General features: G+C 71.1%; 24 protein-coding genes. 22 read left to right on the forward strand and 2 right to left on the reverse strand.

Features of this window, described 5'->3' with window-relative positions:
• The first annotated feature begins 117 nt into the window (after positions 1 to 117).
• The 3 genes from ACEYYH_RS05625 (at position 118) to sucD (ending at position 3,976) form a co-directional block, all read left to right on the forward strand.
• On the forward strand, positions 118 to 1,701 hold the full coding sequence (locus tag ACEYYH_RS05625) for an FAD-dependent oxidoreductase (protein WP_374977278.1): 1,584 nt from the start codon (positions 118 to 120) through the stop codon (positions 1,699 to 1,701).
• Between the two features lie 174 nt (positions 1,702 to 1,875).
• Complete coding sequence (sucC, locus tag ACEYYH_RS05630) at positions 1,876 to 3,039, forward strand: ADP-forming succinate--CoA ligase subunit beta (protein ID WP_374977279.1); 1,164 nt, start codon at positions 1,876 to 1,878, stop codon at positions 3,037 to 3,039.
• 34 nt (positions 3,040 to 3,073) lie between these two features.
• Positions 3,074 to 3,976 carry a succinate--CoA ligase subunit alpha gene (gene sucD / locus ACEYYH_RS05635; protein WP_374977280.1) on the forward strand — a complete coding sequence of 301 codons (903 nt, stop codon included), beginning with the start codon at positions 3,074 to 3,076 and terminating at the stop codon, positions 3,974 to 3,976.
• A gap of 60 nt (positions 3,977 to 4,036) precedes the next feature.
• Here sucD and ACEYYH_RS05640 read toward each other — a convergent pair whose 3' ends face one another.
• Entirely contained in the window at positions 4,037 to 4,270 is a 234-nt protein-coding gene (locus tag ACEYYH_RS05640; protein ID WP_374977281.1) for a 4-oxalocrotonate tautomerase family protein, read from the reverse strand.
• A 58-nt stretch (positions 4,271 to 4,328) separates the two neighbouring features.
• On the opposite strand from ACEYYH_RS05640, the gene ACEYYH_RS05645 reads away from it, so the two are divergent.
• From ACEYYH_RS05645 to ACEYYH_RS05655, 3 genes are all read left to right on the forward strand, one after another.
• Positions 4,329 to 4,769 (forward strand): nitroreductase family deazaflavin-dependent oxidoreductase, encoded by a 441-nt coding sequence (locus tag ACEYYH_RS05645; protein WP_374977282.1) that lies wholly within the window; start codon positions 4,329 to 4,331, stop codon positions 4,767 to 4,769.
• Between the two features lie 75 nt (positions 4,770 to 4,844).
• Complete coding sequence (locus ACEYYH_RS05650) at positions 4,845 to 5,375, forward strand: hypothetical protein (RefSeq protein WP_374977283.1); 531 nt, start codon at positions 4,845 to 4,847, stop codon at positions 5,373 to 5,375.
• The gene (locus tag ACEYYH_RS05655; RefSeq protein WP_374977284.1) at positions 5,372 to 6,940 is read left to right on the forward strand and encodes a polysaccharide deacetylase family protein; all 1,569 of its coding nucleotides are present in this window, start codon (positions 5,372 to 5,374) and stop codon (positions 6,938 to 6,940) included. Before ACEYYH_RS05650 ends, ACEYYH_RS05655 begins: the two co-directional genes overlap by 4 nt.
• 163 nt (positions 6,941 to 7,103) lie before the next feature.
• Here the strand turns inward: ACEYYH_RS05655 and ACEYYH_RS05660 are convergent, their stop codons facing one another.
• Positions 7,104 to 8,588, reverse strand: coding sequence for an NCS2 family permease (locus tag ACEYYH_RS05660; protein WP_374977285.1), 1,485 nt, complete (start codon positions 8,586 to 8,588; stop codon positions 7,104 to 7,106).
• 128 nt (positions 8,589 to 8,716) lie between these two features.
• Between ACEYYH_RS05660 and ACEYYH_RS05665 the strand changes: the two genes are divergently transcribed.
• The 16 genes from ACEYYH_RS05665 (at position 8,717) to ACEYYH_RS05740 (ending at position 25,941) form a co-directional block, all read left to right on the forward strand.
• Entirely contained in the window at positions 8,717 to 10,204 is a 1,488-nt protein-coding gene (locus tag ACEYYH_RS05665; RefSeq protein WP_374977286.1) for a DUF6350 family protein, read from the forward strand.
• A 105-nt stretch (positions 10,205 to 10,309) separates the two neighbouring features.
• Complete coding sequence (gene purN, locus ACEYYH_RS05670) at positions 10,310 to 10,912, forward strand: phosphoribosylglycinamide formyltransferase (protein WP_116194200.1); 603 nt, start codon at positions 10,310 to 10,312, stop codon at positions 10,910 to 10,912.
• Positions 10,913 to 10,939: 27 nt separating this feature from the next.
• The gene (gene purH, locus ACEYYH_RS05675) at positions 10,940 to 12,544 is read left to right on the forward strand and encodes a bifunctional phosphoribosylaminoimidazolecarboxamide formyltransferase/IMP cyclohydrolase (protein ID WP_374977287.1); all 1,605 of its coding nucleotides are present in this window, start codon (positions 10,940 to 10,942) and stop codon (positions 12,542 to 12,544) included.
• 131 nt (positions 12,545 to 12,675) lie between these two features.
• Complete coding sequence (locus tag ACEYYH_RS05680; RefSeq protein WP_374977288.1) at positions 12,676 to 14,025, forward strand: RDD family protein; 1,350 nt, start codon at positions 12,676 to 12,678, stop codon at positions 14,023 to 14,025.
• A gap of 20 nt (positions 14,026 to 14,045) precedes the next feature.
• On the forward strand, positions 14,046 to 18,575 hold the full coding sequence (locus ACEYYH_RS05685) for an FtsK/SpoIIIE domain-containing protein (RefSeq protein WP_374977289.1): 4,530 nt from the start codon (positions 14,046 to 14,048) through the stop codon (positions 18,573 to 18,575).
• A gap of 126 nt (positions 18,576 to 18,701) precedes the next feature.
• Positions 18,702 to 18,989: a WXG100 family type VII secretion target gene (locus ACEYYH_RS05690; RefSeq protein WP_116194191.1), complete on the forward strand. Its 288-nt coding sequence runs from the start codon at positions 18,702 to 18,704 to the stop codon at positions 18,987 to 18,989.
• A gap of 90 nt (positions 18,990 to 19,079) precedes the next feature.
• A complete protein-coding gene (locus tag ACEYYH_RS05695; protein WP_374977290.1) occupies positions 19,080 to 19,373 on the forward strand; it encodes a hypothetical protein in 294 nt (97 codons plus the stop codon).
• Between the two features lie 7 nt (positions 19,374 to 19,380).
• On the forward strand, positions 19,381 to 20,595 hold the full coding sequence (locus ACEYYH_RS05700) for a hypothetical protein (protein ID WP_374977291.1): 1,215 nt from the start codon (positions 19,381 to 19,383) through the stop codon (positions 20,593 to 20,595).
• Between the two features lie 60 nt (positions 20,596 to 20,655).
• The gene (locus ACEYYH_RS05705) at positions 20,656 to 21,273 is read left to right on the forward strand and encodes a hypothetical protein (protein ID WP_374977292.1); all 618 of its coding nucleotides are present in this window, start codon (positions 20,656 to 20,658) and stop codon (positions 21,271 to 21,273) included.
• Position 21,274: 1 nt separating this feature from the next.
• Positions 21,275 to 21,892, forward strand: coding sequence for a hypothetical protein (locus ACEYYH_RS05710; protein ID WP_374977293.1), 618 nt, complete (start codon positions 21,275 to 21,277; stop codon positions 21,890 to 21,892).
• Positions 21,889 to 22,665 carry a hypothetical protein gene (locus ACEYYH_RS05715; RefSeq protein WP_374977294.1) on the forward strand — a complete coding sequence of 259 codons (777 nt, stop codon included), beginning with the start codon at positions 21,889 to 21,891 and terminating at the stop codon, positions 22,663 to 22,665. The genes ACEYYH_RS05710 and ACEYYH_RS05715 overlap by 4 nt, the downstream gene beginning before the upstream one ends.
• A gap of 158 nt (positions 22,666 to 22,823) precedes the next feature.
• Positions 22,824 to 23,111, forward strand: a complete 288-nt coding sequence (locus ACEYYH_RS05720) for a WXG100 family type VII secretion target (RefSeq protein WP_116194191.1) — start codon at positions 22,824 to 22,826, stop codon at positions 23,109 to 23,111.
• Between the two features lie 84 nt (positions 23,112 to 23,195).
• Positions 23,196 to 23,498, forward strand: coding sequence for a hypothetical protein (locus ACEYYH_RS05725; RefSeq protein ID WP_374977295.1), 303 nt, complete (start codon positions 23,196 to 23,198; stop codon positions 23,496 to 23,498).
• Positions 23,495 to 24,622: a hypothetical protein gene (locus tag ACEYYH_RS05730; RefSeq protein WP_374977296.1), complete on the forward strand. Its 1,128-nt coding sequence runs from the start codon at positions 23,495 to 23,497 to the stop codon at positions 24,620 to 24,622. Before ACEYYH_RS05725 ends, ACEYYH_RS05730 begins: the two co-directional genes overlap by 4 nt.
• Position 24,623: 1 nt before the next feature.
• The gene (locus tag ACEYYH_RS05735; protein ID WP_374977297.1) at positions 24,624 to 25,265 is read left to right on the forward strand and encodes a hypothetical protein; all 642 of its coding nucleotides are present in this window, start codon (positions 24,624 to 24,626) and stop codon (positions 25,263 to 25,265) included.
• Between the two features lie 4 nt (positions 25,266 to 25,269).
• Positions 25,270 to 25,941 (forward strand): hypothetical protein, encoded by a 672-nt coding sequence (locus tag ACEYYH_RS05740; protein ID WP_374977298.1) that lies wholly within the window; start codon positions 25,270 to 25,272, stop codon positions 25,939 to 25,941.
• Positions 25,942 to 25,945 lie beyond the last annotated feature (4 nt).

A 25,945-nucleotide genomic window follows, 5' to 3' on the forward strand; every position in this document is an offset into this window, starting at 1 on the left:
GGAGAGCCTAATGCGCGTGCCGCCGCTCGCGCCGCATGCCGGCGCGCGCCGCGCCCGCATCCGCGCTGCGCTGTCAACGGGGTCGACACACCGAAGACCGAGGTCTTCTATAGGTCCATGACGCCGATCTGGAAGAGAGAAGCCGAAAGCGTCGCGGGCACGCCGTTCCAGTCGGCTCGGCGCCGCGACGTGGTGGTCGTGGGCGCGGGGCTGACGGGGCTGTCGACGGCACTGCTGCTGACGCGCGAGGGCTTGGACGTCGCGGTCGTCGACGCCGCCGAGGTGGGCGCGCTGGCATCGGGAGGCAATACCGGCAAGCTGACGCTGCTGCAGGGATCCGTGCTCTCGGCCCTACGCCGCCACCACCCGGCGCGCCTCGTCCGTGCCTACGTCGAGTCCAACCGCGACGGCGCGGAGTGGCTCACGGGGATCGCCGACGAGCTCGGCGTGCCGTACTCCCGGCGCGCCGCGTATTCGTATGCACAGACGCCGCAGGGCGCCGACTGCATCGAGGCGGAGCTGCGCGCGGCCACCGAGGCAGGGCTGGAGGTGCGGCGGGTGGAGCCTGACCTGCTCGCGCAGTCCCCGTTCGACATGGTCGACGCGATCGCGCTCGACCGTCAGGTCGCGATCGACCCGCAGCGTCTCCTCGTGGCGCTCGCGCAGGCGCTGCTGCGGGAGGGCGGGACGCTGCACACCGGGGTGCGCGTCACGCGCGTACACGCCGTGCCGTGGTCCGGCGTCGAGACGACGAGAGGCTTCATCGCGGCGAACCACGTCGTGCTCGCGACCGCGACCCCGATCATCGACCGCGGGCTCTACTTCGCCAAGGTGCGAGGCCTGCGCTCGTCGTGCGTCGCCTTCGCGACCGACGGACCGCTCCCCGAGGGGCTGTACATCTCGGTCGACGGCGAGACGAAGTCGGTGCGGTCGATCACCCCCGAGGACGGCCCTGCCGACGCCGCCCAGCTCATCGTGGGCGGCAACGGCTTCGCCGTCGGGCGCGCGGCCTCCCCGCTCGCGGCCGTGAACGGGCTCGTGTCGTGGGCGCAGCACCACTTCCCCGGCGCCGAGCCGGTGGCCTCGTGGTCGGCCCAGGACTACGAGTCGCACGACCTCATCCCGTTCGTCGGCGCGATGCCGCGCGGGCTCGGCCGCATCCGGTTCGCCACCGGGTACGCGAAGTGGGGCCTCTCGAACGCACCCGCCGCGGCGCTGCGACTGACGGCGGAGATCCGCCGCGTGCCGCGCCGAGAGCGCCCCGACTGGATGAACGTCATCTCCGCACGGTTCACGGTGCCCGCGGATCTGGCCCGCGGCGGTGTGGAGAACCTGCGCGTCGGGTGGGAGGCGGCGTCGGGCTGGATCGGCGCCCAGACGGTGCCGACGCCGGTGCGCCGGCCGGCCGAGGGGGAGGGTGTGGTCGCCAGCCGCGCCGGGCAGCCCGTGGGCATCTCGACGGTCGACGGGCGCACCTGCGCGATCAGTGCGGTCTGCACCCATCTCGGCGGCGTGCTGCGGTGGAACGACGCCGACCTCACCTGGGACTGCCCGCTGCACGCGTCGCGCTTCACCGCCGACGGATGCCGCATCGAGGGGCCTGCGCTCCGAGACCTCGCGCGCCTGCCCCGCGTGCCGGGCGAAGAGCTCGACGACGAGCCGGCCGAGGTCCGGACGCCGGAGTCCACCACCTCGCGGTGACGGAGCGGGCGAGGCCGCAGCATCCGTTCCGCTCTTCGGAACCCGGCGGCGCGTCGCTGCGGTCAGAACCGGACGACGACCGGTAGTAGGCTGGGGGACTGGTCGATATCTCGACGTCGAGACGCTTTTGAGCGTCATCCCCACCCCCATTCGCCACCTGCGAAGGAAATCACTGTGGATCTGTACGAGTACCAGGCACGAGACCTTTTCGAGAAGTACGAGGTGCCGGTGCTCGCCGGCATCGTCGCGGACACGCCGGAGGAGGTGCGTGCCGCAGCCGAGAAGATCGGCGGTGTCGTCGTCGTCAAGGCCCAGGTCAAGACCGGCGGCCGCGGCAAGGCCGGCGGCGTGAAGGTCGCCAAGACCCCCGACGAGGCCTACGAGGCTGCGAAGGCCATCCTCGGTCTCGACATCAAGGGCCACGTCGTCAAGCGCGTCATGGTCGCCCAGGGCGCCCGCATCGACAAGGAGTACTACTTCTCGGTGCTGCTGGACCGCGCGAACCGCTCGTACCTGTCGCTCGCGTCGGTCGAGGGCGGCATGGAGATCGAGGAGCTCGCCGTCGAGCGCCCCGAGGCCCTCGCGCGCATCGACGTCAACCCCGGCACCGGCATCGACAAGGCCAAGGCCGTCGAGATCGCCGAGGCCGCCGGCTTCTCGGCCGACCTGGTCGACAAGGTGAGCGACGTCTTCGTCAAGCTCTACAACGTCTACAAGGGTGAGGACGCGACGCTCGTCGAGGTCAATCCGCTCGTGCTCACCGAGGAGGGCGAGATCATCGCCCTCGACGGCAAGGTCTCGCTGGACGAGAACGCCGACTTCCGTCACGCCGGGCACGCGCTGCTCGAAGACAAGGACGCCGCCGACCCGCTCGAGGCGAAGGCCAAGGCCAACGACCTCAACTACGTCAAGCTCGACGGCGAGGTCGGCGTGATCGGCAACGGCGCCGGCCTCGTGATGTCGACGCTGGACGTCGTCGCGTACGCCGGTGAGAACCACGGCGGCGTGAAGCCGGCCAACTTCCTCGACATCGGCGGCGGCGCGTCGGCCGAGGTCATGGCCGCGGGTCTGGACGTCATCCTCGGCGACGCGCAGGTCAAGAGCGTGTTCGTCAACGTGTTCGGTGGCATCACCGCGTGCGACGCGGTCGCCAAGGGCATCGTGGGCGCGCTCGCCGAGCTCGGCTCGTCGGCCTCGAAGCCGCTGGTCGTGCGCCTCGACGGCAACAAGGTCGAGGAGGGCCGTGCGATCCTGCGCGACGCCAACCACCCGCTCGTGACCCTGGCCGAGACGATGGACGAGGGCGCCGACAAGGCCGCCCAGCTCGCCAACGCCTGAGCCCGAAGCATCCGGAACTAGGAAAGAACCAGACATGTCGATCTTCCTCAACAAGGACTCCAAGGTCATCGTCCAGGGCATCACCGGTGGTGAGGGCACCAAGCACACCGCACTCATGCTCAAGGCCGGCACCCAGGTCGTCGGCGGCGTGAACGCCCGCAAGGCCGGCACCACCGTGCTGCACACCGACGCCGACGGCAATCCCGTCGAACTTCCCGTCTTCGCCTCGGTGCAGGAGGCCATCGACGCCACCGGCGCCGACGTCTCGATCGCGTTCGTGCCGCCCGCGTTCACCAAGAGCGCCATGGTCGAGGCCATCGACGCCGAGATCCCCCTGCTCGTCGTGATCACCGAGGGCGTGCCCGTCGGCGACACCGCCGAGGCATGGGCGTACGCGCAGTCGAAGGGGAACAAGACCCGCATCATCGGCCCGAACTGCCCCGGCATCATCACGCCCGGCGAGTCGCTGGTCGGCATCACGCCCGCCAACATCACCGGCAAGGGCCCGATCGGCCTCGTGTCGAAGTCGGGCACGCTGACGTACCAGATGATGTACGAGCTGCGCGAGATCGGCTTCTCGACGGCCATCGGCATCGGCGGCGACCCGATCATCGGCACCACGCACATCGACGCGCTCGCCGCGTTCGAGGCCGACCCCGAGACCAAGGCGATCGTCATGATCGGCGAGATCGGCGGCGACGCCGAGGAGCGCGCGGCCGACTTCATCAAGGCGAACGTGACCAAGCCGGTCGTCGGCTACGTCGCGGGCTTCACCGCCCCCGAGGGCAAGACCATGGGCCACGCGGGCGCGATCGTGTCGGGCTCCGCCGGCACTGCGCAGGCGAAGAAGGAGGCCCTCGAGGCCGCCGGCGTCAAAGTCGGCAAGACGCCGTCCGAGACCGCGTCGCTCATGCGCGAGATCATCGAGAGCCTCTAAGGCGTTCACACGAGGGATGGATGCTGCAGCCCCGGGCTGCAGCATCCATCCCTCGTCGTTTCAGTCGGAGGAGGAACCGCCGAACCGTGCGACCTGGCCGGCGCGGTCGGCGTCTTCGCTGGCGAGCCTGCCGCCGTTGGCGACGAAGTCGGCGGCGACCTCTTCGAACATGATGCGCACGTCCTGGCGGCGGGCGCCGAGCGCCTCGACGGCGGCATCGGTCACGAGTTCGGCGAAGCGGCGACGCTGGTCGACGGTGCGTCCGGGGAGGAGTTCGACTCTGAGGTTGGGCATGCCTCGACCATAGGCCCGCGCGACCCGACCCGTGTCGGTGCGGCTTTACGCTGGAGGCATGCCGCTGACCGGAGAGTACAAGCCGTCCACGTCGGACTGGGCGCGCAAGCAGGCCGAGGCGTTCGAGGCCTCGAACGGCGAGAAGGCGAACACGTTGCGCGGTGTTCCGATCATCGTGCTGACGACGGTCGGCGCCACGTCCGGGGCGCTCCGCAAGACGGCGCTCATGCGCGTCGAGCACGGCGGGCGCTACGCCGTCGTCGCGTCGAAGGGCGGAGCCCCCGACGAGCCCAAGTGGGCCGAGAACATGCGGCGGCAGCCGCACGTCGAGCTGCAGGACGCCGACGAGAAGCACGACTACACCGCGCGTGAGCTGTCGGGCGAGGAGCGCACCGAGTGGTGGGCGCGGGCCGCGGAGGTCTGGCCCGACTACGACAACTACCAGAAGCGCACCGATCGGCTGATCGCGATCTTCGTGCTCGAGCCGCACGCGGACTGATCTCGCGAAACTGAGGCGTTCCTGAGCGATCCGGGTGCGCCCCGCTCCTAGACTCGGCCCCGTCAGGGGGTGGCCGTGTCGGGGGACGCACGCTTCGGATCCACCGTGCGCCGGTGGGAGGTCGCGCTCGCCTGCGCGGCGGCAGCCCTCGTACTGGCGGCCATCGCCGCCGCCGCTCTCGTCGCCGTTCCGCCTACGATCGCGAACCTCGCGAGCGAGGTGTCGGACGGGCGCGCTCCGACCGACCTCGGGGACGCCGCGGTCGTCGTGCCTGCCGACTGGGTCGTCACACGCGACTCGGAGGATGCGATCACGGTGCGCACACCCGACGGCGCGCTGCGGGCGAGCCTGGAGTCGATCGACGAGAGTCCCGCTGACGCCGTCGCCGTCGCCGCCGGCGGCGGCGCCGTGCGCGCCGAGGTGCTCGCGTCGGGCCTGACAGCGGTCCACGTCGACCTCGACGACGGCGGAGTCGTCGCAGGGGTGGGGGAACCGGATGCTGCGCCCAGTGTGCGCGTCGTCGTGGAGGTCCGCCCAGCTGAAGGCGATGAACCGGCGGCATATCGCACAGCCATCGGGGACCTGCTGGAAGGCATCCGGCGATGAGGGCGCGTGCAGCGGTCGTCGTGCTCGCCATGGCGGCCCTGGTGCTGTCGGCCTGCGCGCCGGCGTCGCGCGGAGCATGGGAGCCCCCGGCGTGGGCGCCGGAGGTGGTGCACGCGACGGATCCGGTCACCGAGATCACCGCCGCCGCAGACGGGCCGCTCGGCGCGGGCATCGTGCCCCTGCGGGTGCGCAACGACGCGGTGGGCGTGCAGGCGCGTGTCGCCCTGCTCCCGGCCGGCTCCACCACCGACCCGTTCAACACCACGGTGGAGCAGTTCGTCCGCGGCGCGATCGCAGACCGCGTGGTCGCGTCGGGGACCGCGTTCGTCCCCACGCCGTCGGCGGTCGGCTCCGGCCTCGGGGATCGACGGTGCGCCGCCGACAGCACACGGCGCCCGGCGGCCGAGCTCCTGGCCGATCCCGCCTCCGGCCCGGCGGGTGGCACGGGCACGGCCGTGGTGTGCGGCATCGTCGCCGCAGGCGGAACCATCGTGGGGGAGCGCGTCCGGGTGGTCAGCGGAAACCCGGCCGGCGTCCACTCCGACACGACCACCACGCTGTACACCGACGTCGCGACGGGGGAGGTGGCCACGGCCGACGGGCTGTGGGCCGACGGTGCGGCCGCCGCGCTCGGCACGCACATCGTCGAGGCGCTCCGCCGCGACGCGGGCGCCCTCAGTCAGCGACCGGTCGTGGTCGGCGACGAAGCACAGCTCGCGGCGATCCAGGCCGCGCTGGCCACGACCGTCCCGTCCGACGAGGGTCTCGTCATCACTCTCGCGCCGGGCTTCACCGCACCGGATCTCGCCGGGCTCGGTGCACCGCCGACGACCGAGCCGCTCGACATCGCCGTTCCCGCCGAGGTCGCCGCCGGCCTCGTCTCGCCGCTCGGCGCGCGCGTGCTGGCCTCCGCCGGGCAGCCGTACACTGGACCCGCCGCCGCACCCGCCGGATCACGCGCCGTCGACTGCGCACTCGTGCCGTGCGTCGCGCTGACCTACGACGATGGTCCGTCCGCCTACACGGCCGGCATCCTGGACGACCTCGCGGCACGCGACGCCGCGGCGACGTTCTTCGCGATGGGGCAGAACGCGCAGGGCTACGCCGACACGCTCGCGCGCATGACCAGGGACGGCCACGAGGTCGAGGGCCACACGTGGAACCACCCGCATCTTCCGCAGCTCACGGACGCGCAGGTCACCGCCCAGATCGTCGACTCCACCCGGGCGCTCGAGGCCGCCTCCGGCCAGGACATCACCGCATTCCGCCCGCCGTACGGCGAGTTCACGCCACGAGTGCTCGCCCTGGCCGGCATGCCCGCGATCCTCTGGGACATCGACACCCTCGACTGGCAGGGGCCCGCCGACGACGTGCTCATCGCCCGGGCCGTCGAACAGCCGCGCGCGGGATCGATCGTCCTGCTGCACGACATCCATCCGGGTACGGCGCGCACCACGGGCGCCGTCCTGGACGGACTTCTCGACCGGGGGTTCCAGCTCGTCACCGTGCGGCAGCTCTTCGGTGGACAGCTGCCCGTCTCGGGCTCCTGGCGTCGCGCTCCCTGAGCGTTCGGACCCGCGGCCGTGTGGGATACCTCCGCGGTGACCGACGCCGAGCGTGCCGCCGACGACGGCCCGACCCCTCCGGGTTGGACCCCGCTGCGCTGACCCCGAAACGCCGAAGGGGACGGATGCCGCGGCCCGCAGCATCCGTCCCCCGAAGCGCTGCTCAGCCGAGCAGGGTCTCGAGCGGTCCGCGTGCGAAGTAGAGCACGAAGCCGGCGGCGACGATCCACAGCAGCGGGCTGATCTCGCGGGCCTTGCCCGAGAGCGACCGGACGACGACCCACGAGATGAAGCCCGCGCCGATGCCGTTCGCGATCGAGTAGGTGAGCGGCATGACGGTCACCGCGAGGAACACCGGGAGCAGGATCGAGAAGTCCGAGAAGTCGATGAAGCGGATCTGCGACATCATCAGCGCGCCGACGATGACCAGTGCGGATGCCGCGACCTCGGTGGGCACGATCGACACGAGCGGCGTGAAGAACATGGCGACGAGGAACAGGCCACCCGTCACGACGTTCGCGAAACCCGTGCGGGCGCCCTCGCCGATGCCCGCGCCCGATTCGATGAACACCGTGTTCGACGAACTCGACGTGAAACCACCCGCGACCGCGCCGACCCCCTCGACGATGAGCGCCGACTTGATGCGCGGGAAGTCGCCCTTCTCGTTCGCCAGACCGGCCTCCTTCGACAGGCCGGTCATCGTGCCCATGGCGTCGAAGAAGTTCGTGAACACGAGCGTGAAGACGAGCATCAGGGCGGCGAGCACGCCGATGCGCTCGAACGAGCCGAACGACACCTGGCCGACGAGCGACAGGTCGGGCACGCTCACGAGCGACGACGGCAGCTCCGGGACCGAGAGGCCCCAGCCGCCGGGGTTGACCTCGTCGCCGTCGAACTTGGGGCCGATGTTCCAGATCGCCTCGACGATCACCGCGACCACGGTGCCCGTGACGAGGCCGATCAGGATGCCGCCCTTGACCTTTCGAGCAACCAGGATGCCGGTGAGCAGCAGCGTGAAGACGAAGATGAGCGTCGGAACCGTCGCGACCGAGCCGTCGACGCCGAGCCCGACCGGGGGAGAGGACGCCCCGGTCGCGGTGACGAAGCCGGCGTCGACGAAGCCGATGAACGCGATGAAGAGGCCGATGCCCACCGTGATGGCGAGCTTCAGCTGGATCGGCACGGCGTCGAAGATCATGCGCCGGAGGCCGGTCGCGGCCAGCAGCACGATGATCAGACCGTTGATGACGACGAGGCCCATCGCCTCGGGCCAGGTGACCTGCCCGACGACCGACACCGCGAGGAACGAGTTGATGCCCAGGCCCGCGGCGAACGCGAAGGGCAGGCGGGTCACGAGACCGAACAGCAGCGTCATGACGCCGGCGGTCAGCGCCGTGGTCGCGGCGACCTGCGTGAACCCGAGCGTGTTCCCCGCGACATCCGTGCCGCTGGACAGGATGATCGGGTTCAGGATGACGATGTACGCCATCGTCACGAACGTGACGACACCGCCGCGGATCTCGGCGGGGATGGTCGATCCGCGCTGGGTGATCTCGAAGAACCTGTCGAAGCCGTTCTTCGGCTCCGGGGTCGGGGTGTCGTCGGTGTCGTCGGGGGCGTTGTGCGCCGTGGACTCGGCTGTGCTCATGTGGGGGGACCTCCGACGTGAAACGTTAGTCGCTCGTCGCTCAACCTGAGGATTCGCTGGACGGATGCCTCGGCCCCGCGCGCGGGCGCCCAGGCCGAGGCGGTGCGCCGAAGTAGGGTCGATGGCGCATGCATCGCCTCATCGTCGCCCTTCTCGCCTCCGTCGACGCCGTCATCGCGGCGGCCGTCGGCCTTGCCGTGACCCTCGCCCCGCTCACCCTGCTGTGGGTGTTCGGCTTCGGCGGCGGAGCGGACTGGGGTGTGCTGTGGCCGTCGGCGGTGTCGGTGTGGCAGCTCGGCAACCTGGTGCCGCTCGGCATCACCCTGCCGCCCGACTATCTCGCCGCGACGGGGATCGATGCGGGCGCAGCATCCTTCGTCCTCTCGCTCGCCCCGCTCGCGTTCGCCGGCTTCACGGTGATCTTCGCCGCCCGCTCGGGGGCCCGCGCCTCACATGCCGATGCGTGGCTCACCGGTGTGCTCTCGTCGAGTGCGGTGTTCGCGATCCTGACCGCCGGCGCCGCGCTGACCGGCGCCAACGACGTCGCGCGCGCCGAGCCGTGGCAGGCGATCCTCGTGCCGACGCTGCTGTTCGCCGTTCCCGCGTTCGCCGCTGCGGTCGTCACGGAGTGGTCCGAGGCCGGGTCGGGTTCGATCGCCCGGCTGCGCGACCGCATCGAGGCCGCGCCGCACGGCTGGGGCGATGTGCCCGCGCTCGTCGCGCGCGGCACCGCCGTCGTGGTGGTCGGACTGGTCGGCGTCGGCGCCGCCGTCGCGGCCGTCGCGCTGTTCTCGCGGGCGGGGCAGATCGTCGCCCTGTTCCAGGCCGGTGACGTCGACCCGCTCGGCGCCATCGTCATCACCCTCGCCCAGCTCGCGTACGTGCCGACCCTCGCGGTGTGGGGGATGAGCTTCGTCGCAGGGCCCGGCTTCGCCGTCGGCACCGGCACCTCGGTCTCGCCCGCCGGCACTCAGGTGGGGGTCGTGCCGGGGCTGCCGGCACTGGGCGCCGTTCCCGAGTCGACGACGTCGTGGCTGCTGCTGCTCGCGCTGCTCCCCGTCGCCCTGGGCGCGCTCGCTGGGTGGATCGCGCGCTCGCGGCTCCTGCACGCTCACCTCGACGACCATGTCCACGCCCCCGAGGATCCGATCGCGGCGCGCCTCGTCGTGACCGCGGCCATCGCGCTGCTCTCGGGCGGCGCGGCGGCGCTTCTCGCGTGGACGGCGTCGGGATCGCTCGGGCCAGGGCGGCTCGCCGAGTTCGGGCCGGAGGTCGGGCCTGTTGCGCTTGCGATCGGCCTCGAGGTGCTGCTCGGCGCCGCGATCCTGCTCCTGTCCCCGCGATCGGCGGGTCGGGGCCGGTCGACCGGGCACGGCTCCACCCCTGCGGCGGCCGTGGCCGAGGAGGCGCCGGCGGAAGACGGCCCGCATCCCGAACCCCCGGAGGCCGCCGCGTTCGCCGCGGTCGCGGCGTTCACCGCTCGGCGGGGCGGCGCCGTGCCGAAGGATGACGCGGGGAGGCAGCATCCGTCCCCGCCCGTCACATCGGAAGCGACGACCGAGCCCATCGACCTGCCGCGGTCAGCGCCGCCCGGCGCGAGGGATGGTTCCGATTAGCGCCGCCCGGCGCGAGGGATGGTTCCGATCAGCGCCGCCCGGCGCGAGGGATGGTTCCGAGTAGCGCCGCCCGGCGCGAGGGATGGTTCCGATTAGACTGACTTGGTGCTGACGGTCGCTGTTCTCATCTCGGGCACAGGGTCGAACCTGCGCGCTCTGCTCGACGCGGCGGCCGATCCAGAGTTCCCCGCCCGCGTCGTCGTCGTCGGCGCCGATCGCGAGGCCGACGGGTTCGCGCACGCGGAGGAGTACGGCATCCCCACGTTCATGGTGCCGTTCGCGCAGTTCGCGACCCGCGAGGAGTGGGGCGCCGAACTCGCCACCCAGCTCGAGGTGTGGCGGCCCGACCTCGTCGTGCTGAGCGGCCTCATGCGGCTGCTGCCGGCGGACCTCGTCGACGCGTGGTCGCCGCGGATCATCAACACCCACCCGGCCTACCTGCCGGAGTTCCCCGGTGCGCACGGCGTGCGCGACGCACTCGCCGCCGACGTGGCGCAGACCGGGGCCAGCGTCATCATCGTCGACAACGGGGTCGACTCGGGGCCGATCCTCGCGCAGGAGCGCGTGCCCGTGCTCCCCGGCGACGACGAGCACGCCCTGCACGAGCGCATCAAGCCCGTCGAGCGCCGCCTCCTGATCGACGTGGTGCGCCGCGTCGCGACCGGCGACCTCGACCTCGCGGCGGTGTCCGCGCGCGCCCAGCTCTGACCCCCACCCCCACCGAGGAGATCCGCCATGGCCGGACCGAGCCACGACCCCGCCCTGTACCGCCCCCGCGATGTCGTCCCGGTGCGCCGCGCACTCGTGTCGGTGAGCGACAAGACCGACCTGCTGGCACTCGGCGAGGCGCTGGCCGCCGCCGGCGTCGAGATCGTGTCGACGGGCGGCTCTGCGACGCTGCTTCGTGAGGCCGGCTACACCGTCACCGACGTGTCGAGCGTCACCGGGTTCCCCGAGTCCCTCGACGGGCGCGTCAAGACCCTCCACCCGAGCGTGCACGCGGGACTCCTCGCCGACCTCCGCCTCGAGGACCACGAGCGCCAGCTCGCCGAGCTCGAGATCGCGCCGTTCGAGCTCGTCGTGGTGAACCTGTATCCGTTCGTCGAGACCGTGCGCTCCGGCGCGCAGGGCGATGACGTCGTCGAGCAGATCGACATCGGCGGCCCGGCGATGGTGCGCGCGTCGGCGAAGAACTACGCCAACGTCGCGATCGTCGTCTCCCCGTCGTCGTACCCCGCGGTCATCGAGGCCGTCCGCGCCGGCGGCACGACTCTCGTGCAGCGCCGCGAGCTCGCCGCCCGCGCCTTCGCGCACACCGCCGAGTACGACCGCGCCGTCGCCACCTGGTTCACCGAGGGCACGCTCCTCGAAGAGGATCTGCCGGCGCACCTCACGATCAAGGCCGAGCGCCTCGCGACCCTCCGCTACGGCGAGAACTCGCACCAGCGTGCCGCGATCTACACCCGCAACGGCGGCCACGGCATCGCCCAGGCGATCCAGCTCCAGGGCAAGGAGATGTCGTACAACAACTACGTCGACGCCGACGCGGCCCTGCGCGCCGCGTTCGACATGGTCAAGCCCGCCGTCGCGATCATCAAGCACGCGAACCCCTGCGGCATCGCGGTGACAGCGCCGAACGCCCTCGACCCCATCGCGAGCGCGCACCTGCGCGCGCACGAGTGCGACCCGGTGTCGGCGTACGGCGGCGTGATCGCCGCCAACGGCACGGTGACCCTCAAGATGGCCGAGAACCTCAAGGACATCTTCACCGAGGTCATCGTCGCGCCCGCGTTCGAACCGGCGGCGCTCGAGGTCTTCAAAGCGAAGAAGAACCTGCGTCTGCTGCAGCTGCCCGCCGACTGGCAGCAGGAGCGCCTGGACGTGCGCCTCGTCTCGGGCGGCCTGCTGCTGCAGGACGCCGACCGCTTCCCCGACGACATCGAGTCGGTCGCGAAGGACTGGCAGCTGGTGTCGGGCGAGCGTCCCGCCGACGAGGAGATGACCAACCTCATCTTCGCCTGGAAGGCGTGCCGCGCGGTCAAGTCGAACGCCATCGTCCTCGCCAAGAACTCGGCGACCGTGGGCATCGGCATGGGCCAGGTCAACCGTGTCGACTCGTGCCGCCTCGCGGTCGAGCGGGCCGGTGACCGCGCCGCGGGGTCGGTCGCATCATCCGATGCCTTCTTCCCCTTCGCAGACGGCCCGCAGATCCTGCTCGACGCCGGCATCTCGGCCATCGTCCAGCCGGGCGGCTCGGTCCGCGACGACGAGGTCATCGCCGCGGCGAAGGCCGCGAATGTGACGATGTTCTTCACGAACGAGCGCCACTTCTTCCACTGACGCTCGTCACCCGGAGGCGCCGTCCGGCCGATCGACCAGGACATGGGGCTCTTTCCCCATGTCCTGGTTCTCGTCGGGAGGCGCACGATCGTCCGGATAGGGTCGATGCGGAGCGTTCGCCAGGAGGACCGGTGATTTGGGAGATCGACGACTCGACACGTGCCGTCGAGGGGCTCGATGGGCGCGGCCGGCCGATGCCGGAGTACGCCGCGACACTCGGGCTGCGCAGGGCGCCGTTCGGGCGGCGCGTGCTCTCCACGTCGATCGAGCTCGGCATCCTGCTGGTGCTGCAGCTCCCGGTCCTCCTCGTCACCCTTCCTGCGCTCGTGAGCACGACGGCGTCGCCGGATGCCGCGGCGACGCTCGCAGACGACGGCCGGCTCGGCCTGGTCATCGCCTGCGGGGCGGCATCGGCGGCGCTGACGACGGCTTTCGTCGTGGTGCAGCTCGTGCTGCACGGGCGCAAGGGCGTCACCGTCGGCAAGGCGGCGACCGGGATCCGATCGGTCAACGTCCGCACGCTCGAGCGCCCGGGCTTCTGGCGGGGCGCGGTGGTGCGCTATCTCGTGCTGTATGGCAGCTTCCTCGTGCCGCTGGTGGGTCCGGTGCTCGTCATCGCGTGCTCGCCGCTGTTCGATTCCGAGCGACGGGGCCGCGGCTGGGCAGACCTCGCCGGGGCGACGTGGTTCGTCGACGCGCGTGACGGGCTCAACCCTTACGACGTCAAGCGCATGCGCATCGCCCGCAAGACCGCCGCCACCGACCTCGCGGACGAGCGCAGCGAGCTGCGCTCCCTCGCCACCTCGGCGACGGCCCCCGGCACGGGCGCCTACATTCCGGTCACCCGCAGCAGCGGGGGAGTCGTGGGCGCGCCGCGTGCCGAGGCGTACGCGTCGACCGCGGACGCGAGCGGGACGGATGCCGCGTCCCCCGCGTCCGCTTCGGCACCCGCGCTCGCACCTGCCGCTGTGGCGCCGGCCGGTGCCACGCCGACGGCCATCGCGCCCACGGCACCCTACTCCGGCCCGGGGATCCCCTGGACGCCGCCCCGGCTGCTGCCCGACGCGAGCCCCGCACCCACGCCTGCCGTGGTCGACCCGCCGGCGGCGTCCCCGCCGCGTCGGTCGTCGTCGCCGGCCGACCCTGCGACGGCGGGCGTCGTCCTCGAGTTCGACAACGGGGCCCGCATCGCGCTCGACGGGTCCGGGATCCTGATCGGCCGCGATCCGGCGGCTGGGCCAGGGGACGCCGGTCTCGCGCTCATTCCCCTGGACGACCCGTCGAAGTCCATCTCGAAGACCCACCTGGCGCTCCTGCGCACGGGTGGCAGCATCATCGCGATCGACCGTGCGTCGACCAACGGGAGCGCGGTGATCCGCGACGGCGTCGAGCATGCGATTCCGCCCGGCCAGGGCATCGCGGTCCGCTCCGGAGACACCCTGCTGCTCGGCGAACGGCGCGCCCGCGTCCGTATCGGCTGAGGCAGCACAGCGAGGAACCCATGAGACTCAGACTCACCCTGCAGCGCCGGAACGCCCAGCACATCGACATCGTGGTCACCGCCGACACGACGGCGACCGTGCAGGACGTCGCGCGGCACATCGTCGAGACCGATCCGGCGCGCGAGACCATCGCGTCACCGGGTGACGTGCTGACGCTCAAGGTGGCGCCTCCGACGTCGTCGACGTTCACGATGCTCTCGCCCGAGACGCTCATCAGCGACGCTGCGGTGGGCTCGGGCTTCGTCGCGTCGATCGTCAATCTCGGCGAGGACTACGTCTCGACGCGGACCAACGGGGGCCCGCCTGCCGCCGTCCTCTCGATCGTCGCGGGTCCGCTCGTCGGCCGCGAGTTCCCGCTGCCGCGCGGTCACTTCACCATCGGCCGCGTCGCGGGCAACGACGTCGTCGTCGCGGATCCCACCATCTCCAAGTCGCACGCACGCATCGAGGTCGGTGCCTCGGTCGAACTCGTCGACCTGAACTCGGCCAACGGCATCGTCGTCGACGGCGGCCTCGTGCAGCGCCTTCGCGTCATCCCCGGCCAGCGGTTCTCACTCGGCGACACCGACGTCGTCGTCCGCATGGTGCAGGACTTCGCGCCCGTGGAACAGGACCCCGTCCTCGAGCGGGGCGGCTCGCTCCTGTTCAACCGCAGCCCGCGCGTGGAGCCGCGGTACGTGGGTGAGGAGCTGCCCGAGCCGCGGATGCCGAAGGACCCGGTCTCGCGGCTGTTCCCGTGGCCGATGCTGGTCGCGCCGCTCATCCTCGGCATGGCGCTGTTCGCGATGAACGGCAACCCCCGCTCGCTCCTGGTCGTGGTGATGTCGCCGCTCATGCTCCTCGGCAACTTCATCTCCCAGCGCACGCAGGTCGGCCAGCGCGCCCGCAAAGAGACCGAGATCTTCGAGCGCACATTCGAGGAGCTCGAAGAGAACCTCTATCGCGAGCGGCCGCGCGAGCGCGAGATCCGCAACGCCGAGGTGCCGCCGGTCGCCGTCGTCTTCGACGAGGCGATGCGACTCGGCCCGATGCTCTGGACCCGCCGGCCCGAGCACTGGAACTTCCTGTCGGTGCGACTGGGCACGGCCGAGGCGCCGTCGCGCACGACGGTGAAGCGGTCCGAATCGCCCGAGGCGCTGCAGGAGTTCGTCGACCGCGTCGACCGGCTGCGGGATCGCTACCGCACGATCGACGGCGTGCCGGTGCTCGAGTCGCTGCAGAGCGTCGGAGTGATCGGCGTCGCGGGAAGCGAGCAAGAAGCCGCCGACGCCCTGCGGGGCCTCTGCGTCCAGCTGTTCGGCCTCCACTCGCCCAACGAACTGGTCGCGGTCGCGCTCACCGAACCGCGATGGGCGACGCAGCTCGAGTGGCTCAAGTGGCTTCCGCACACCTCCAGCGAGCGCAGTCCCTTCCGCGAGATGCCGCTGTCGGATTCGGCGTCGACCGGTGCCGCGCTGCTGTCGGGCCTCGAGGAGCTCGTCATGCAGCGCTCCAAGGCCACCTCGTCGCCGCGCCTGCCGCTGGACGACGAGTGGGACCCGATGCGGTACGGCACCGACGTGCGGCGCGCCGCGGAGGAGGCCACGTTCCCCGGCCAGACGGCCGTGCTCGTCATCGTCACCGCCGACGCCCCGGTGGATCGTGCACGCCTCACGCAGGTGCTCGAGCGCGGCGCCGACGTCGGCGTCTACGGCCTGTTCGTGGCACCCGTCGTCGAGGCGCTCCCCGCCGTCTGCCGCAGCTTCGTCGACGTGTCCCAGGGTCTCGAGCACGCCCACGCGGGCACGGTCCGCAGCGGCGTGGACTACCCGGAGACGGCGGTCGAGGGCGTGTCGAACGAGCTCATGACCGTGCTGGCCAAGCGGCTCGCCCCCGTCGTGGACTCGAGCACGGTCGTCGAGGACTCGTCCGACATCCCGAACTCGGTCATGTTCCTCTCGCTCGTCGGCGGCGAGCTCGCCGTGGATCCCGCCTCGGCCGTGGAGCGCTGGCGCGAGAACAACACGATCATCGACCGCTCCGGTGCGGTCCTGCCACGCCTGAAGAAGGCGGGGACCCTCCGCGCGATCGTCGGCCAGGGGGCCACCGACGCGATGGTGCTCGATCTGCGGACGCAGGGACCGCACGCCCTCGTCGGCGGCACCACCGGCGCCGGCAAGTCCGAGTTCCTCCAGGCGTGGGTGCTCGGCATGGCCGCCGCCCACAGCCCCGACCGCGTCACGTTCCTGTTCGTGGACTACAAGGGCGGCTCCGCCTTCGCCGACTGCGTCGAACTCCCGCACACGGTCGGCCTCGTCACCGACCTGAGCCCGCACCTCGTCCGACGCGCGCTCACCAGCCTGCGCGCCGAGCTGCACCACCGCGAGCACCTCTTCAACCGCAAGAAGGCGAAGGACCTGCTCGAGCTGGAGAAGCGGCGCGACCCCGAGACGCCGCCCGCCCTCGTGCTCGTCATCGACGAGTTCGCGGCGCTCGCTGGGGAGGTGCCCGAGTTCGTGGACGGTGTCGTCGACATCGCGCAGCGCGGCCGCTCATTGGGGATCCACCTGATCATGGCCACACAGCGGCCGGCGGGCGTCATCAAAGACAACCTGCGCGCCAACACCAACCTCCGCGTCGCGCTGCGCATGGCCGACGAGTCGGACTCGAAGGACGTCGTCGACGATCCCGTGGCTGCACGCTTCGACCCGGGCATCCCCGGCCGTGGCATCGCCAAGACCGGCCCGGGCCGGCTCGTGCCGTTCCAGTCCGCCTACGCGGGGGGCTGGAGCACCGACGAGGCGCCTGCCGCCGACGTGGGCGTCGCGCAGCTGCGGTTCGGCTCGGTGCAGCGGTGGGAGCTGCCGGACTCGGGCGAATCCGACTCGCATGATGTCGATCCCGGGCCCAACGACCAGAAGCGCATCGTCGCGACCCTGGTCGCCGCCGCCGAGGCGGCGCGGATCCCCGCGCCCCGGCGCCCGTGGCTCGACGACCTCGAGACCACCGTCGACCTCCGCCGGCTGCGAGCAGGACGACCCGGCTTCATCCTGCTCGGCAAGCGCGACGTGCCCGAGCGGCAGCTTCAGGAGCCGGTGTACTTCGAGCCCGATCGCGACGGCTCGCTCCTCGTGTACGGCACCAGCGGTTCGGGCAAGTCCACCGTGCTGCGCACCGTCGCGATCGCTGCCGCGATGGGGCGCCGGCCTGAGAACATCGCGGTGTACGGTCTGGACTTCGGCGCCGGCGCACTCAAGAGCCTCGAGGTGCTGCCCCACGTCGGCTCGATCATCCCGGGCGACGACGCCGAGCGCGTGCAGCGCATCATGCGCTCCCTGGGCGGCATCCTCGACGACCGCGCCAAGCGTTTCAGCGCGGCCAACGCCTCGAGCATCGCGGAATACCGCGAGCTGACCGGTCGCGACGAGTCGCGCATCATCGTCCTCCTGGACGGCCTTCCGCAGTTCCGCGCCGAGTGGGAGTCGACGACCGCACGGATGCCGTTCTATCAGGCGTTCATGCGCATCCTCGGCGAGGGCCGCCCGCTCGGCGTGCACGTCGTGGCGACCGCCGACCGCTCCGGGTCGGTTCCCACCGCGATCAGCTCGAACGTGTCGCGGCGTGTGGTACTGCGACTGTCGGACGAGAACGCCTACGCACTGCTGAACGCCCCCAAGGACGTGCTCGACGAGCGGTCCGCGCCGGGCCGGGCCATCGTCGACGGCTTCGAGACCCAGATCGCGGTGCTCGGCGGTACGCCGAACGTGGCCGAGCAGACGAAGCTCCTGGGCCAGTGGGCCGAGGAGCTTCGCGCGATCGGCGCCCGCGAGGTGGACGAGATCGGCTCGCTGCCGACACGGCTCGCCTGGCAGGCGCTTCCCGATCGCATCGGCGAGTTCCCCGTGCTCGGCATCGCCGAAGACACGCTCGCGGCCCGTGAGTTCGACCCGGTGGGCACCTTCGTCGTCGCGGGGCCGCCGTCGGCGGGCAAGACCAACGCGATGAAGGCCCTCGTCACCTCGATGGTCCGCTTCGATCCGGCGGTGCGGCTGTTCCACTTCGGCGGACGACGCTCGCAGCTCAAGGAGTTCGCCCCGTGGATGCGCAGCGCCACGACGCCCGACGAGGCGAAGGACCTGGCGACCGAGCTCGCCGAGCTCGTCGCCGACGAGTCGATCGACGCGCGGCTGATGATCGTGATCGAAGACGTGCCGCAGTTCGCCGACTCACCCGCGGAGCGCCCGCTCAAGGCGCTGTTCCAGGCGGTCAACCGCAGCGAGCACGTGCTCATCGGCGACGCGGACGTCACGCAGGTCACCAGTGGCTTCGGCCTGGTGGGCGACTTCAAGGGCGGCCGGAAGGGCATCATCATCAAGCCCGACGCCTTCGACGGCGACGCGGTGTTCAAGGTGCCGTTCCCGAAGGTCAAGCGGTCCGACTTCCCCGATGGCCGCGGCATCTTCGTGCAGGCAGGGCGCCAGGTCACGGTCCAGCTGCCGCTGGTCGAGGCATCCGTCCTCCCCGTTCCGCAGGCGGCGCCGCAGCACTGACGCGGCCCGAGGCGCCGGACGCGAGGACATGGGGAATGGTCCCCATCGCGTGCCGTCTGCGCGCTCCGTTAGGTTGCTGAGTGTCCCGCCCGACGGGGGTCGGGAATCTGAGTGAGGGAGTTGACGATGGCCGATTTCGGTGCTTCGTATGCGGAGATGGAGCAGGTGGCGTCGTCGCTGTCGCAGGCTCGTGATGACATCCAGGGTCAGTTGGACGCGCTGAAGAGCCAGGTGGACACGCTGCTGGGTGAGGACTTCAAGACGCAGCACGCGTCGGGCAAGTTCGGTGAGGGGTACACCGAGCTGACGACGGGTCTGAAGGGTGCGGTGGACGGCATCAACGACATGTCGGAGTCGCTGCTGGGCATGATGCGTGCCATTCAGGATCTCGACCAGCAGCTCGCCGGCGGCTGAACCGCCTGAGCGCCGGGGCGGAGAGGTCGCCATGCGCCCTCCCGCCTTCGGCGTCGCTGATGACGGTGGACGACGCAGGGAGGAATGGACGTGGGAGTCAAGGTCAGCTACGACGAGCTGGGGGACCTGAGCACGCAGCTCAAGAACATCGTCGACGAGTTCGAGAACGCGGGCAGCCGCCGTCGCGACCTCGAGGACGCCGTCGACCGGCCGTACGACAAGAGCGAGCTGAAGGACGCCGCCCACGACTTCGAAGGTCGGTGGGACGACCGCCGCAAGCGCCTCATGGAGAACTGCAAGGGCGTCGCCGAGCACGTCGACAGCGTGATCGAGGGCTTCAAGGACTTCGACGTCAAGGCCGCCAGCAAGTCCGAGAGCGAGTGAGCGAGAGATGACCGTCACCCCCTACATGCCCTCGCACACCCCTGCCGGCGGCAACCTGATCGACAAGCTCCGCGGCGACGCCGACGACGTGACGCAGCGCGGACAGCAGATCGTCGACCTCGGCAACGACATGGCCGACGCATGGTCGCTCATCTCGCGCCTGGCGTCCAACGGCGCCGAGATGGAGGGGCAGTCCATCGACAAGCTCCGGGAGCTCTGCGAGAAGGTCAGCAGCGACCTCTCCGAAGCCTCCGAGCTCTACGCCGCCGTCGGCCCGCACATCCGCGCCTACGGCGGTGCGCTCGCGACGTCGCAGGCGCTCATCGACCCTCTCGTGTCGAAGCTGCAGGACCTGTGGGAGGAGTACTCCCAGCTCTCCCGCGACGCCGACACTGCCGAGGGTGCTGTGCCGCGCGAGCCGGACGAAGACGCCGACGCCGATGAGCAGTCGGCGTACGACACGTCTTCCGCGAACGCCGACGGCAAGCGAGGTCTTGCAACGGCTAAGAAGGGTGAGTGGGATGACGCCGCCGGCGACTACGACACCGCCTGGGACGACTGGTTCGATGCGTTCGACCTCGCAGCCAAGAACATCAAGGAGGGCGTCAGCGGCAAGATCGAGGACTCGTGGAAGGATGACCTGCGCGGCGCGCTGGACTTCCTCGCGAACGTCCTCGCCGTCGCGGGCATCGTCCTGGCCGTGCTCGCCATCGTCATCGGCGGACCGATCATCGCGGCGCTCGCCGCGATCGTCGCGATCGCGACCCTCGTCGTCGCCCTGACGCGCAAGATCGCCTTCGATGACGGCAGCTGGTGGGACGTGGCCTTCGGCGTCCTCGGCGTCATCCCGTTCCTCGGGCCGGCCGCGCGGACGATCCGCGGGCTCGGCACCACATCGGGCTGGCGCGCGCTGGGCACCTCGTTCGGCGACGACGCGGTGCGACTGCTCGGTCTGCGTGCGACCTCGATGGACGACTGGGCGTCAGGGTTGAACGCACTGCGCGGCACGACCTTCGCCGACAAGGCTGCCGACTTCTCGGCTGCCCTGTTCTCGGGCAAGAACCTCGACGACTGGGCACGGATGGGTTCCTCGACCCGCGACGCCCTCACCACCGTCAGCACGGTGTGGGTGGCCCAGTTCCAGATCGTGGGCCAGATCAAGGACATGGCCGGCGGTGCGCTGCCCGGGTCGTTCGATCCCGACCAGAACCCGTTCTCGTGACCGGGCCCGGGCCGGCGCCTTCGGCACAGGGCACCCTCGCCCCGATGGGAGACTGGTCGGGTGAGTGATCTGCGCAGCGAGCTGAGAGGCCGCGTGGCACCCGCGCTGCCGGGGTACCGGATGCTCCTTCCCCTCGGTTGGCAGGCGCACGACCTGAGCGACCAGACCGAGCGCGAGCTCGTCGGGGCGGCACGCAGCCGCCTGTCCGGCGCCGGGCGCGCAGACCTCGCGGCGGGACTGGCCGGTCAGGTGGGAGACGCATTCCGCAGTCTGCGCGGACAGGATGCCTTCGCCATCGCTTTCGCCGCGGAATCGGCGCCCAGCTGGGCCTTGGGTGCGGCGAGCCTCGTGGGCCTGCGTCGCTCGGCCACCCCGGAGTTCCCGCTGGACGCCATCGTCGAGGACGCGGTCCGCAACCGCGGCGGCGTCGCCGTCGGCGAGGGGCACCGCATCGTGCGGTGGACGGATCGACGGCCCGTCAGCATCGACGGGGTAACGGCGGTCTCGCTCCTGATCAACTATCTGATCCCGATCCCGGGCACCCGGCGAACGCAGGCGGTGCAGTGGACTGCGACGGTCGCCCACGCACCCGACCTCGCCGAGGACGAGCCCGTCCTCCTGGCGTGGGTGGCCCTCTTCGATCACCACATCGCCAGCTTCACGTGGAGCACTCGCTGACATGCAGATCACCCTCCGGCACGACCCCGAACGGACCATCGCCGTCCCGCACGCCCAGCGGTCGGCGGCTGAGCGCACCGCCTGGGCTCGCCAGGCCGGCTTCGCCTTCGCCGCGCGCAACGGCGTGGACGACGCGGTCGCCGACCGCATCTCGCTCGCCCTCGACGACATCGCGGGCGTCACGGGCGACGACCGGAGGAGCCTGCTCCTCATCGGCGCGGAGGGGCGGGTGCTGGCGCCGTTGACGGTGTTCGCCGCCGCCGAGCCCCTGCCCGAGACCGAGCAGGCCGCCTTCCTGTGGTCGCCGTCCGCGCTGCTGCCCGCGACGACCGAGGTCGTCGAGTCGGAGCAGTTCGGGCCCGGCTTCACGGCGACCCTGCTCGAGCGTCATGGCGATCACGATTTCGGCTTCCGCCGGTGGCTGTTCGTCGGCCGGAACGCGACAGTGGGCGCCGTCCTCGGTCCCGTCGCACCATACGGTCTGGCGTTCGTCGAAGAGATCGCGGCCGGAGTGCTGCGCGAGTCCGCACTCGAGGGGTTCGTGCCGACATCGGACCGGACGCGCGTCGAGCAGCTCGATTCGGCAGTGGTGCGAGTGGGGGAGGATTGGCAGCTATGACCTCACGCACGCTGAAGGCTCTCGTCGACGAGGCGCAGGAATGGGGTCCGCTCGAGTGGTGGCGGCTGGAGCTGCGCTCGTTCGTCGGCGCGCCGCGCGCGCAGCACACGCTCGTCGTGCTCGCCCCCAAGGAAGCGGTGCGCGGGGAGCACCCCGGCCTCTCGGTCGGGAGCGTCGTGCAGTCGCTGGCCTATCTGTTCCTGCTCATCGCACCGCTCATCGGCGCGGCGGCCATGCTGCGCTGGCTCGTCGCCGGAAGCGTGTACGACTTCCCGCTGGCGCTCGCGGGCATCCTGACGCTCATCTCGCTGCCGATCACGGGTTGGAGCGAGCTGCAGCGTCGGCGCCACCCGCGCGCGGCGGCGAAGTCGGCGGTGCGCTCGAACTCGCTCATGCACGTCCTGCCGGGCCTCGCATCCGTGATCATCGCCCTCACCGCCGGTCGTGACCTGCTCGCCGGCGGCGCCTGGGCGTGGATCGTCGTGATCCTCGCGGATGTCGTCATCTACGCCGCGATGTTCGTGCGCGGCAACACGATCAAGGACGGGCCGCAGAATCCCCACGACAACGTGGATCAGAGCGTGAAGGAGATCCCCGCCGATCAGCTCCGCGGGATCATCGCCGACCGCGATGCGGCCATCGACCTGCTCGTCGAGAGAGGACTGATCGGCGCCGCGACCGGCGACGACGCACGCGCCACGGCGCCCGGCCATCTCGCGCTGACGCTCGCCCCCGAGGCCGGATCCGCGTACTACCGCCCCGATCAGGTCTGAGCGGCGCAGCCGCCCCGGCGTCTGTGGGACCGCCCACTCTCGAACGAGCAGTCGATCCTCCACATGGGGAATGGTCCCCATGGGCTCCGCCTGGTGACCCGGTTAGCGTGGAGTCATCGGCCCGACGGGGGTCGGGAATCTGAGTGAGGGAGTTGACGATGGCCGATTTCGGTGCTTCGTATGCGGAGATGGAGCAGGTGGCGTCGTCGCTGTCGCAGGCTCGTGATGACATCCAGGGCCAGTTGGACGCGCTGAAGAGCCAGGTGGACACGCTGCTGGGTGAGGACTTCAAGACGCAGCACGCGTCGGGCAAGTTCGGTGAGGGGTACACCGAGCTGACGACGGGTCTGAAGGGTGCGGTGGACGGCATCAACGACATGTCGGAGTCGCTGCTGGGCATGATGCGTGCCATTCAGGATCTCGACCAGCAGCTCGCCGGCGGCTGAACCGCGCTCGTAGCGAAAAGCTCGACCGTCTGACCGGAGCGCCGCTCCCGCGGCCTCCGGTCAGCCGTCTCCGGAGGGACTGTCATGACCGATGTGCGGATCGACTACGACGCGATGAACGCGAGCCGGCGCGCGTACGCCAACATGCGGACGCTGCTGGACGACGCCACGGGCGCGCTCTCGAGCGTCTCGGGATCGGCGGTGCCGCAGGACGAACTCCGCCGGCGCCTCGAGGACCTGCACGGGTCATGGGGCGGCGGCATGGACAAGCTCGCCCGCTACGCGGAGGATGCCGGCACCGGCCTCCAGGGCATCCTGGAGGCGTTCCAGGGTCTCGACAGAGAACTCGGAGCGAGCATGGTGCCCGAGGAAGGCAGTGCCGCGTGACCGACTTCAGCGCGCTGGGGTTCGACCCTGCACCGGGCGACCTCGCGACGTTGGACGGTTACGTCGACGCGCTGTCGCGTGGCTGCGACGGCGTCGACGACGCGCTGTCGATGCTCGACGGCGGCGACGACGCCGACTGGGTGGGGCTCTCCGCCACCGCTTTCCGCGCCTCCATGAGCGAGGACTTCCGCCCGCAGCTCGCCGACACCGGCGAGGCGCTGCGCACCTCGCGGAATGCCCTGCGCACCTGGAGCACGCAGCTCGCCGCCTTCCAGCAGCGGGCGCGGGTGCTCGCCGAGGAGGCGGATGCCGCTGCCGCGCGGGTCGCCGCGTGCGAGACCGCGCACACGTCGGCGGTGAACCATAAGGACGACGACGACGCAGACCCCGATGCCGTGTCCGAGGCGGCCCTTGCGCTCGGGAGCGCCGGCGACGACCTCGAGCAGATCCGCGCCGCCGCCCGCAGCCTCAAGACCGAGGTCGACGACGAGGCGACGGTCGCCGCGCGCGCGCTCAACGACGCCGGCGGCATCCTCGACGACTACGCGGGCAACGCGTTCTCGAACTTCCTGGGCGATGCGGGCGAATGGCTCGCCGACGCCGGCACCTGGCTCATGGACAACGTGGTGCCGATCCTGGAGGACATCCTCCGGGCGGCGCTGCCGATCATCGCCATCCTGTCGCTGTTCATCCCGGTCCTCGGCACCGTGGCGCTCATCATGTCGATCGCCCTCGTCGCCATCGACGGTCTCCAGGCGCTCACCGGGCGGGGGGACTGGACGGACTTCGCGGTCGGCGCCCTGGGCCTGCTGGCCGGCGGTGCGCTCGGCATGGCGGCGAAGTCGCTCATCGGCCCCGGTGGTCAGGTGCTCATCCCGTCGATCCAGCAGATGACCCCGGCGCTCGCTGGCGGAGGCACTGCGGCGGGATCGCTTGCGGTGGCCCTGAACGTCAATCTCCCGAACCTGGTCTCGAACACGTACTGGACCATGTCGCAGGCGAAGGACGCGCACGACAACGGCGAGAGCTTCGTCGACAGCCTGAGCGGCCCGTGGCAGAACCTCGCCGAGCGCATCGACAACACCATCCAGGGCAACGGTCCTCGGACGGATGAGGAGCTCTGAAATGGCGGCACCGGGGACGAGCGGCGATCGCGTGTGGCAGCGGATGCCGCAAGGGTGGATCGAGTTCCGCTCGTTCGGCGACCGCACACCCCACGAGTGGCTGGACCGGTATCTGGCCGGCGGCGACGGCTGGCTCCCCGACGACGCGCGTGCGGCGATCGTGGCGGGCTTCCACGCCGGGGTCGCCGCCTTCGAGGGAACGGACTTCGACTCGGCGGGGGTGTCCCTCACGCTCGGCGAGCGTCCCGCCGTCAGCTTCCTCTGCACGAACGTGGTGAGGGTCGCTCCAGGGACGGATGCCCCGTCCCTGGAGTTCCACCGTCTCTTCCCGCTCGCGCGGTTCGGCGTGGATTCCGCGGCAGAGACCTTCGCCGCGCCCGACGGGCGTGTGGGAACGGTCGCATCGGGCACGCTGGAGCTGGGTGGCACGGCGGTCGTCACGACGGTCGGCGAGATCCGCCTGCCCGCCGGCGACGGGACGATCCTCGTGATGGGCATGTGCACCGACCCTGCTCAGCGCACCGAACTGGCCGTTCTCACCGCCTTCACGCTGTCGACCACGCAGGTGCTGCCCGACGGCGTCCAGCCGGCTCCCTGGGAAGCGTCGGCGAGCGGGAGCGAGCTGTCGCACGCCGTAGCCTGACGGTATGGCTTTCGCACTCATCCTTCCGGCTTCGCGCGCGTGGATCGACGTCCCGAGCGGTGAGGAGGCGGTGGCCCAGGCGGATCGTGTGGCGGTGCTGCTGCGTGCCGACTACGAACGCTGGTCGCGCTGGGCGCTCGGCCTCGTGTGCTTCGCGGGTTCGGCGCTGGGCGTGTTCGTCATCGGCGGGATGCTCGACGCGATCGTGGAGCTCGGTGGGACGGTCGCCGTGGTCGATGTCCTCGTCATCGCGATCGCCGCTGTCGTCGCCCTCGCCGGGGCCGTGGGGCTCGTGCGGCTGTGGCTGACCGGACGGACGCTGGCGAGCGCGGCGACCGAATGGCTACGCCTGCCCTACCGTCAGGGCGGTCGAGCCCGGCGCGGGGGTGGCTGGGTGCTCGCCCGCACGACGAACTTCGACCCGCCCCTCTTCGCCCGGCTCACGACGGCGACGCTCGCCTTCCTGCTCGCGATCGGGGGAGTGGCGCTCGCGCTGCGCGATGTGGCCGCCGGATCGTTCGTCGGCCTCTCCGCGGCGGCGGGCCTCGTCGGCACGATCGCCCTCATGTGTGCTCTGGGCCAGGCCGGCGGCGTCGTCCGGATCGTCTCGGGCGTGGGCGAGCGCGATCCGCTCTGGCACCGTCTGCGCTCGGGGTTCGTCCGCAGCGACGGGTAGGCGC

It is taken from the genome of Microbacterium trichothecenolyticum (assembly GCF_041938625.1).
Taxonomy (GTDB): domain Bacteria; phylum Actinomycetota; class Actinomycetes; order Actinomycetales; family Microbacteriaceae; genus Microbacterium; species Microbacterium trichothecenolyticum_D.

What these genes read in the sequence shown, in the direction of transcription:
- ACEYYH_RS05625 (WP_374977278.1), top strand. Translation starts at nt 118, where the DNA reads ATGACGCCGATCTGGAAGAGAGAAGCCGAAAGCGTCGCGGGCACGCCG.
- sucD (WP_374977280.1), top strand. Translation starts at nt 3,074, where the DNA reads ATGTCGATCTTCCTCAACAAGGACTCCAAGGTCATCGTCCAGGGCATC.
- ACEYYH_RS05640 (WP_374977281.1), bottom strand. Translation starts at nt 4,270, where the DNA reads ATGCCCAACCTCAGAGTCGAACTCCTCCCCGGACGCACCGTCGACCAG.
- ACEYYH_RS05645 (WP_374977282.1), top strand. Translation starts at nt 4,329, where the DNA reads ATGCCGCTGACCGGAGAGTACAAGCCGTCCACGTCGGACTGGGCGCGC.
- ACEYYH_RS05655 (WP_374977284.1), top strand. Translation starts at nt 5,372, where the DNA reads ATGAGGGCGCGTGCAGCGGTCGTCGTGCTCGCCATGGCGGCCCTGGTG.
- ACEYYH_RS05660 (WP_374977285.1), bottom strand. Translation starts at nt 8,588, where the DNA reads ATGAGCACAGCCGAGTCCACGGCGCACAACGCCCCCGACGACACCGAC.
- ACEYYH_RS05665 (WP_374977286.1), top strand. Translation starts at nt 8,717, where the DNA reads ATGCATCGCCTCATCGTCGCCCTTCTCGCCTCCGTCGACGCCGTCATC.
- purH (WP_374977287.1), top strand. Translation starts at nt 10,940, where the DNA reads ATGGCCGGACCGAGCCACGACCCCGCCCTGTACCGCCCCCGCGATGTC.
- ACEYYH_RS05685 (WP_374977289.1), top strand. Translation starts at nt 14,046, where the DNA reads ATGAGACTCAGACTCACCCTGCAGCGCCGGAACGCCCAGCACATCGAC.
- ACEYYH_RS05690 (WP_116194191.1), top strand. Translation starts at nt 18,702, where the DNA reads ATGGCCGATTTCGGTGCTTCGTATGCGGAGATGGAGCAGGTGGCGTCG.
- ACEYYH_RS05700 (WP_374977291.1), top strand. Translation starts at nt 19,381, where the DNA reads ATGACCGTCACCCCCTACATGCCCTCGCACACCCCTGCCGGCGGCAAC.
- ACEYYH_RS05710 (WP_374977293.1), top strand. Translation starts at nt 21,275, where the DNA reads ATGCAGATCACCCTCCGGCACGACCCCGAACGGACCATCGCCGTCCCG.
- ACEYYH_RS05715 (WP_374977294.1), top strand. Translation starts at nt 21,889, where the DNA reads ATGACCTCACGCACGCTGAAGGCTCTCGTCGACGAGGCGCAGGAATGG.
- ACEYYH_RS05720 (WP_116194191.1), top strand. Translation starts at nt 22,824, where the DNA reads ATGGCCGATTTCGGTGCTTCGTATGCGGAGATGGAGCAGGTGGCGTCG.
- ACEYYH_RS05725 (WP_374977295.1), top strand. Translation starts at nt 23,196, where the DNA reads ATGACCGATGTGCGGATCGACTACGACGCGATGAACGCGAGCCGGCGC.
- ACEYYH_RS05735 (WP_374977297.1), top strand. Translation starts at nt 24,624, where the DNA reads ATGGCGGCACCGGGGACGAGCGGCGATCGCGTGTGGCAGCGGATGCCG.
- ACEYYH_RS05740 (WP_374977298.1), top strand. Translation starts at nt 25,270, where the DNA reads ATGGCTTTCGCACTCATCCTTCCGGCTTCGCGCGCGTGGATCGACGTC.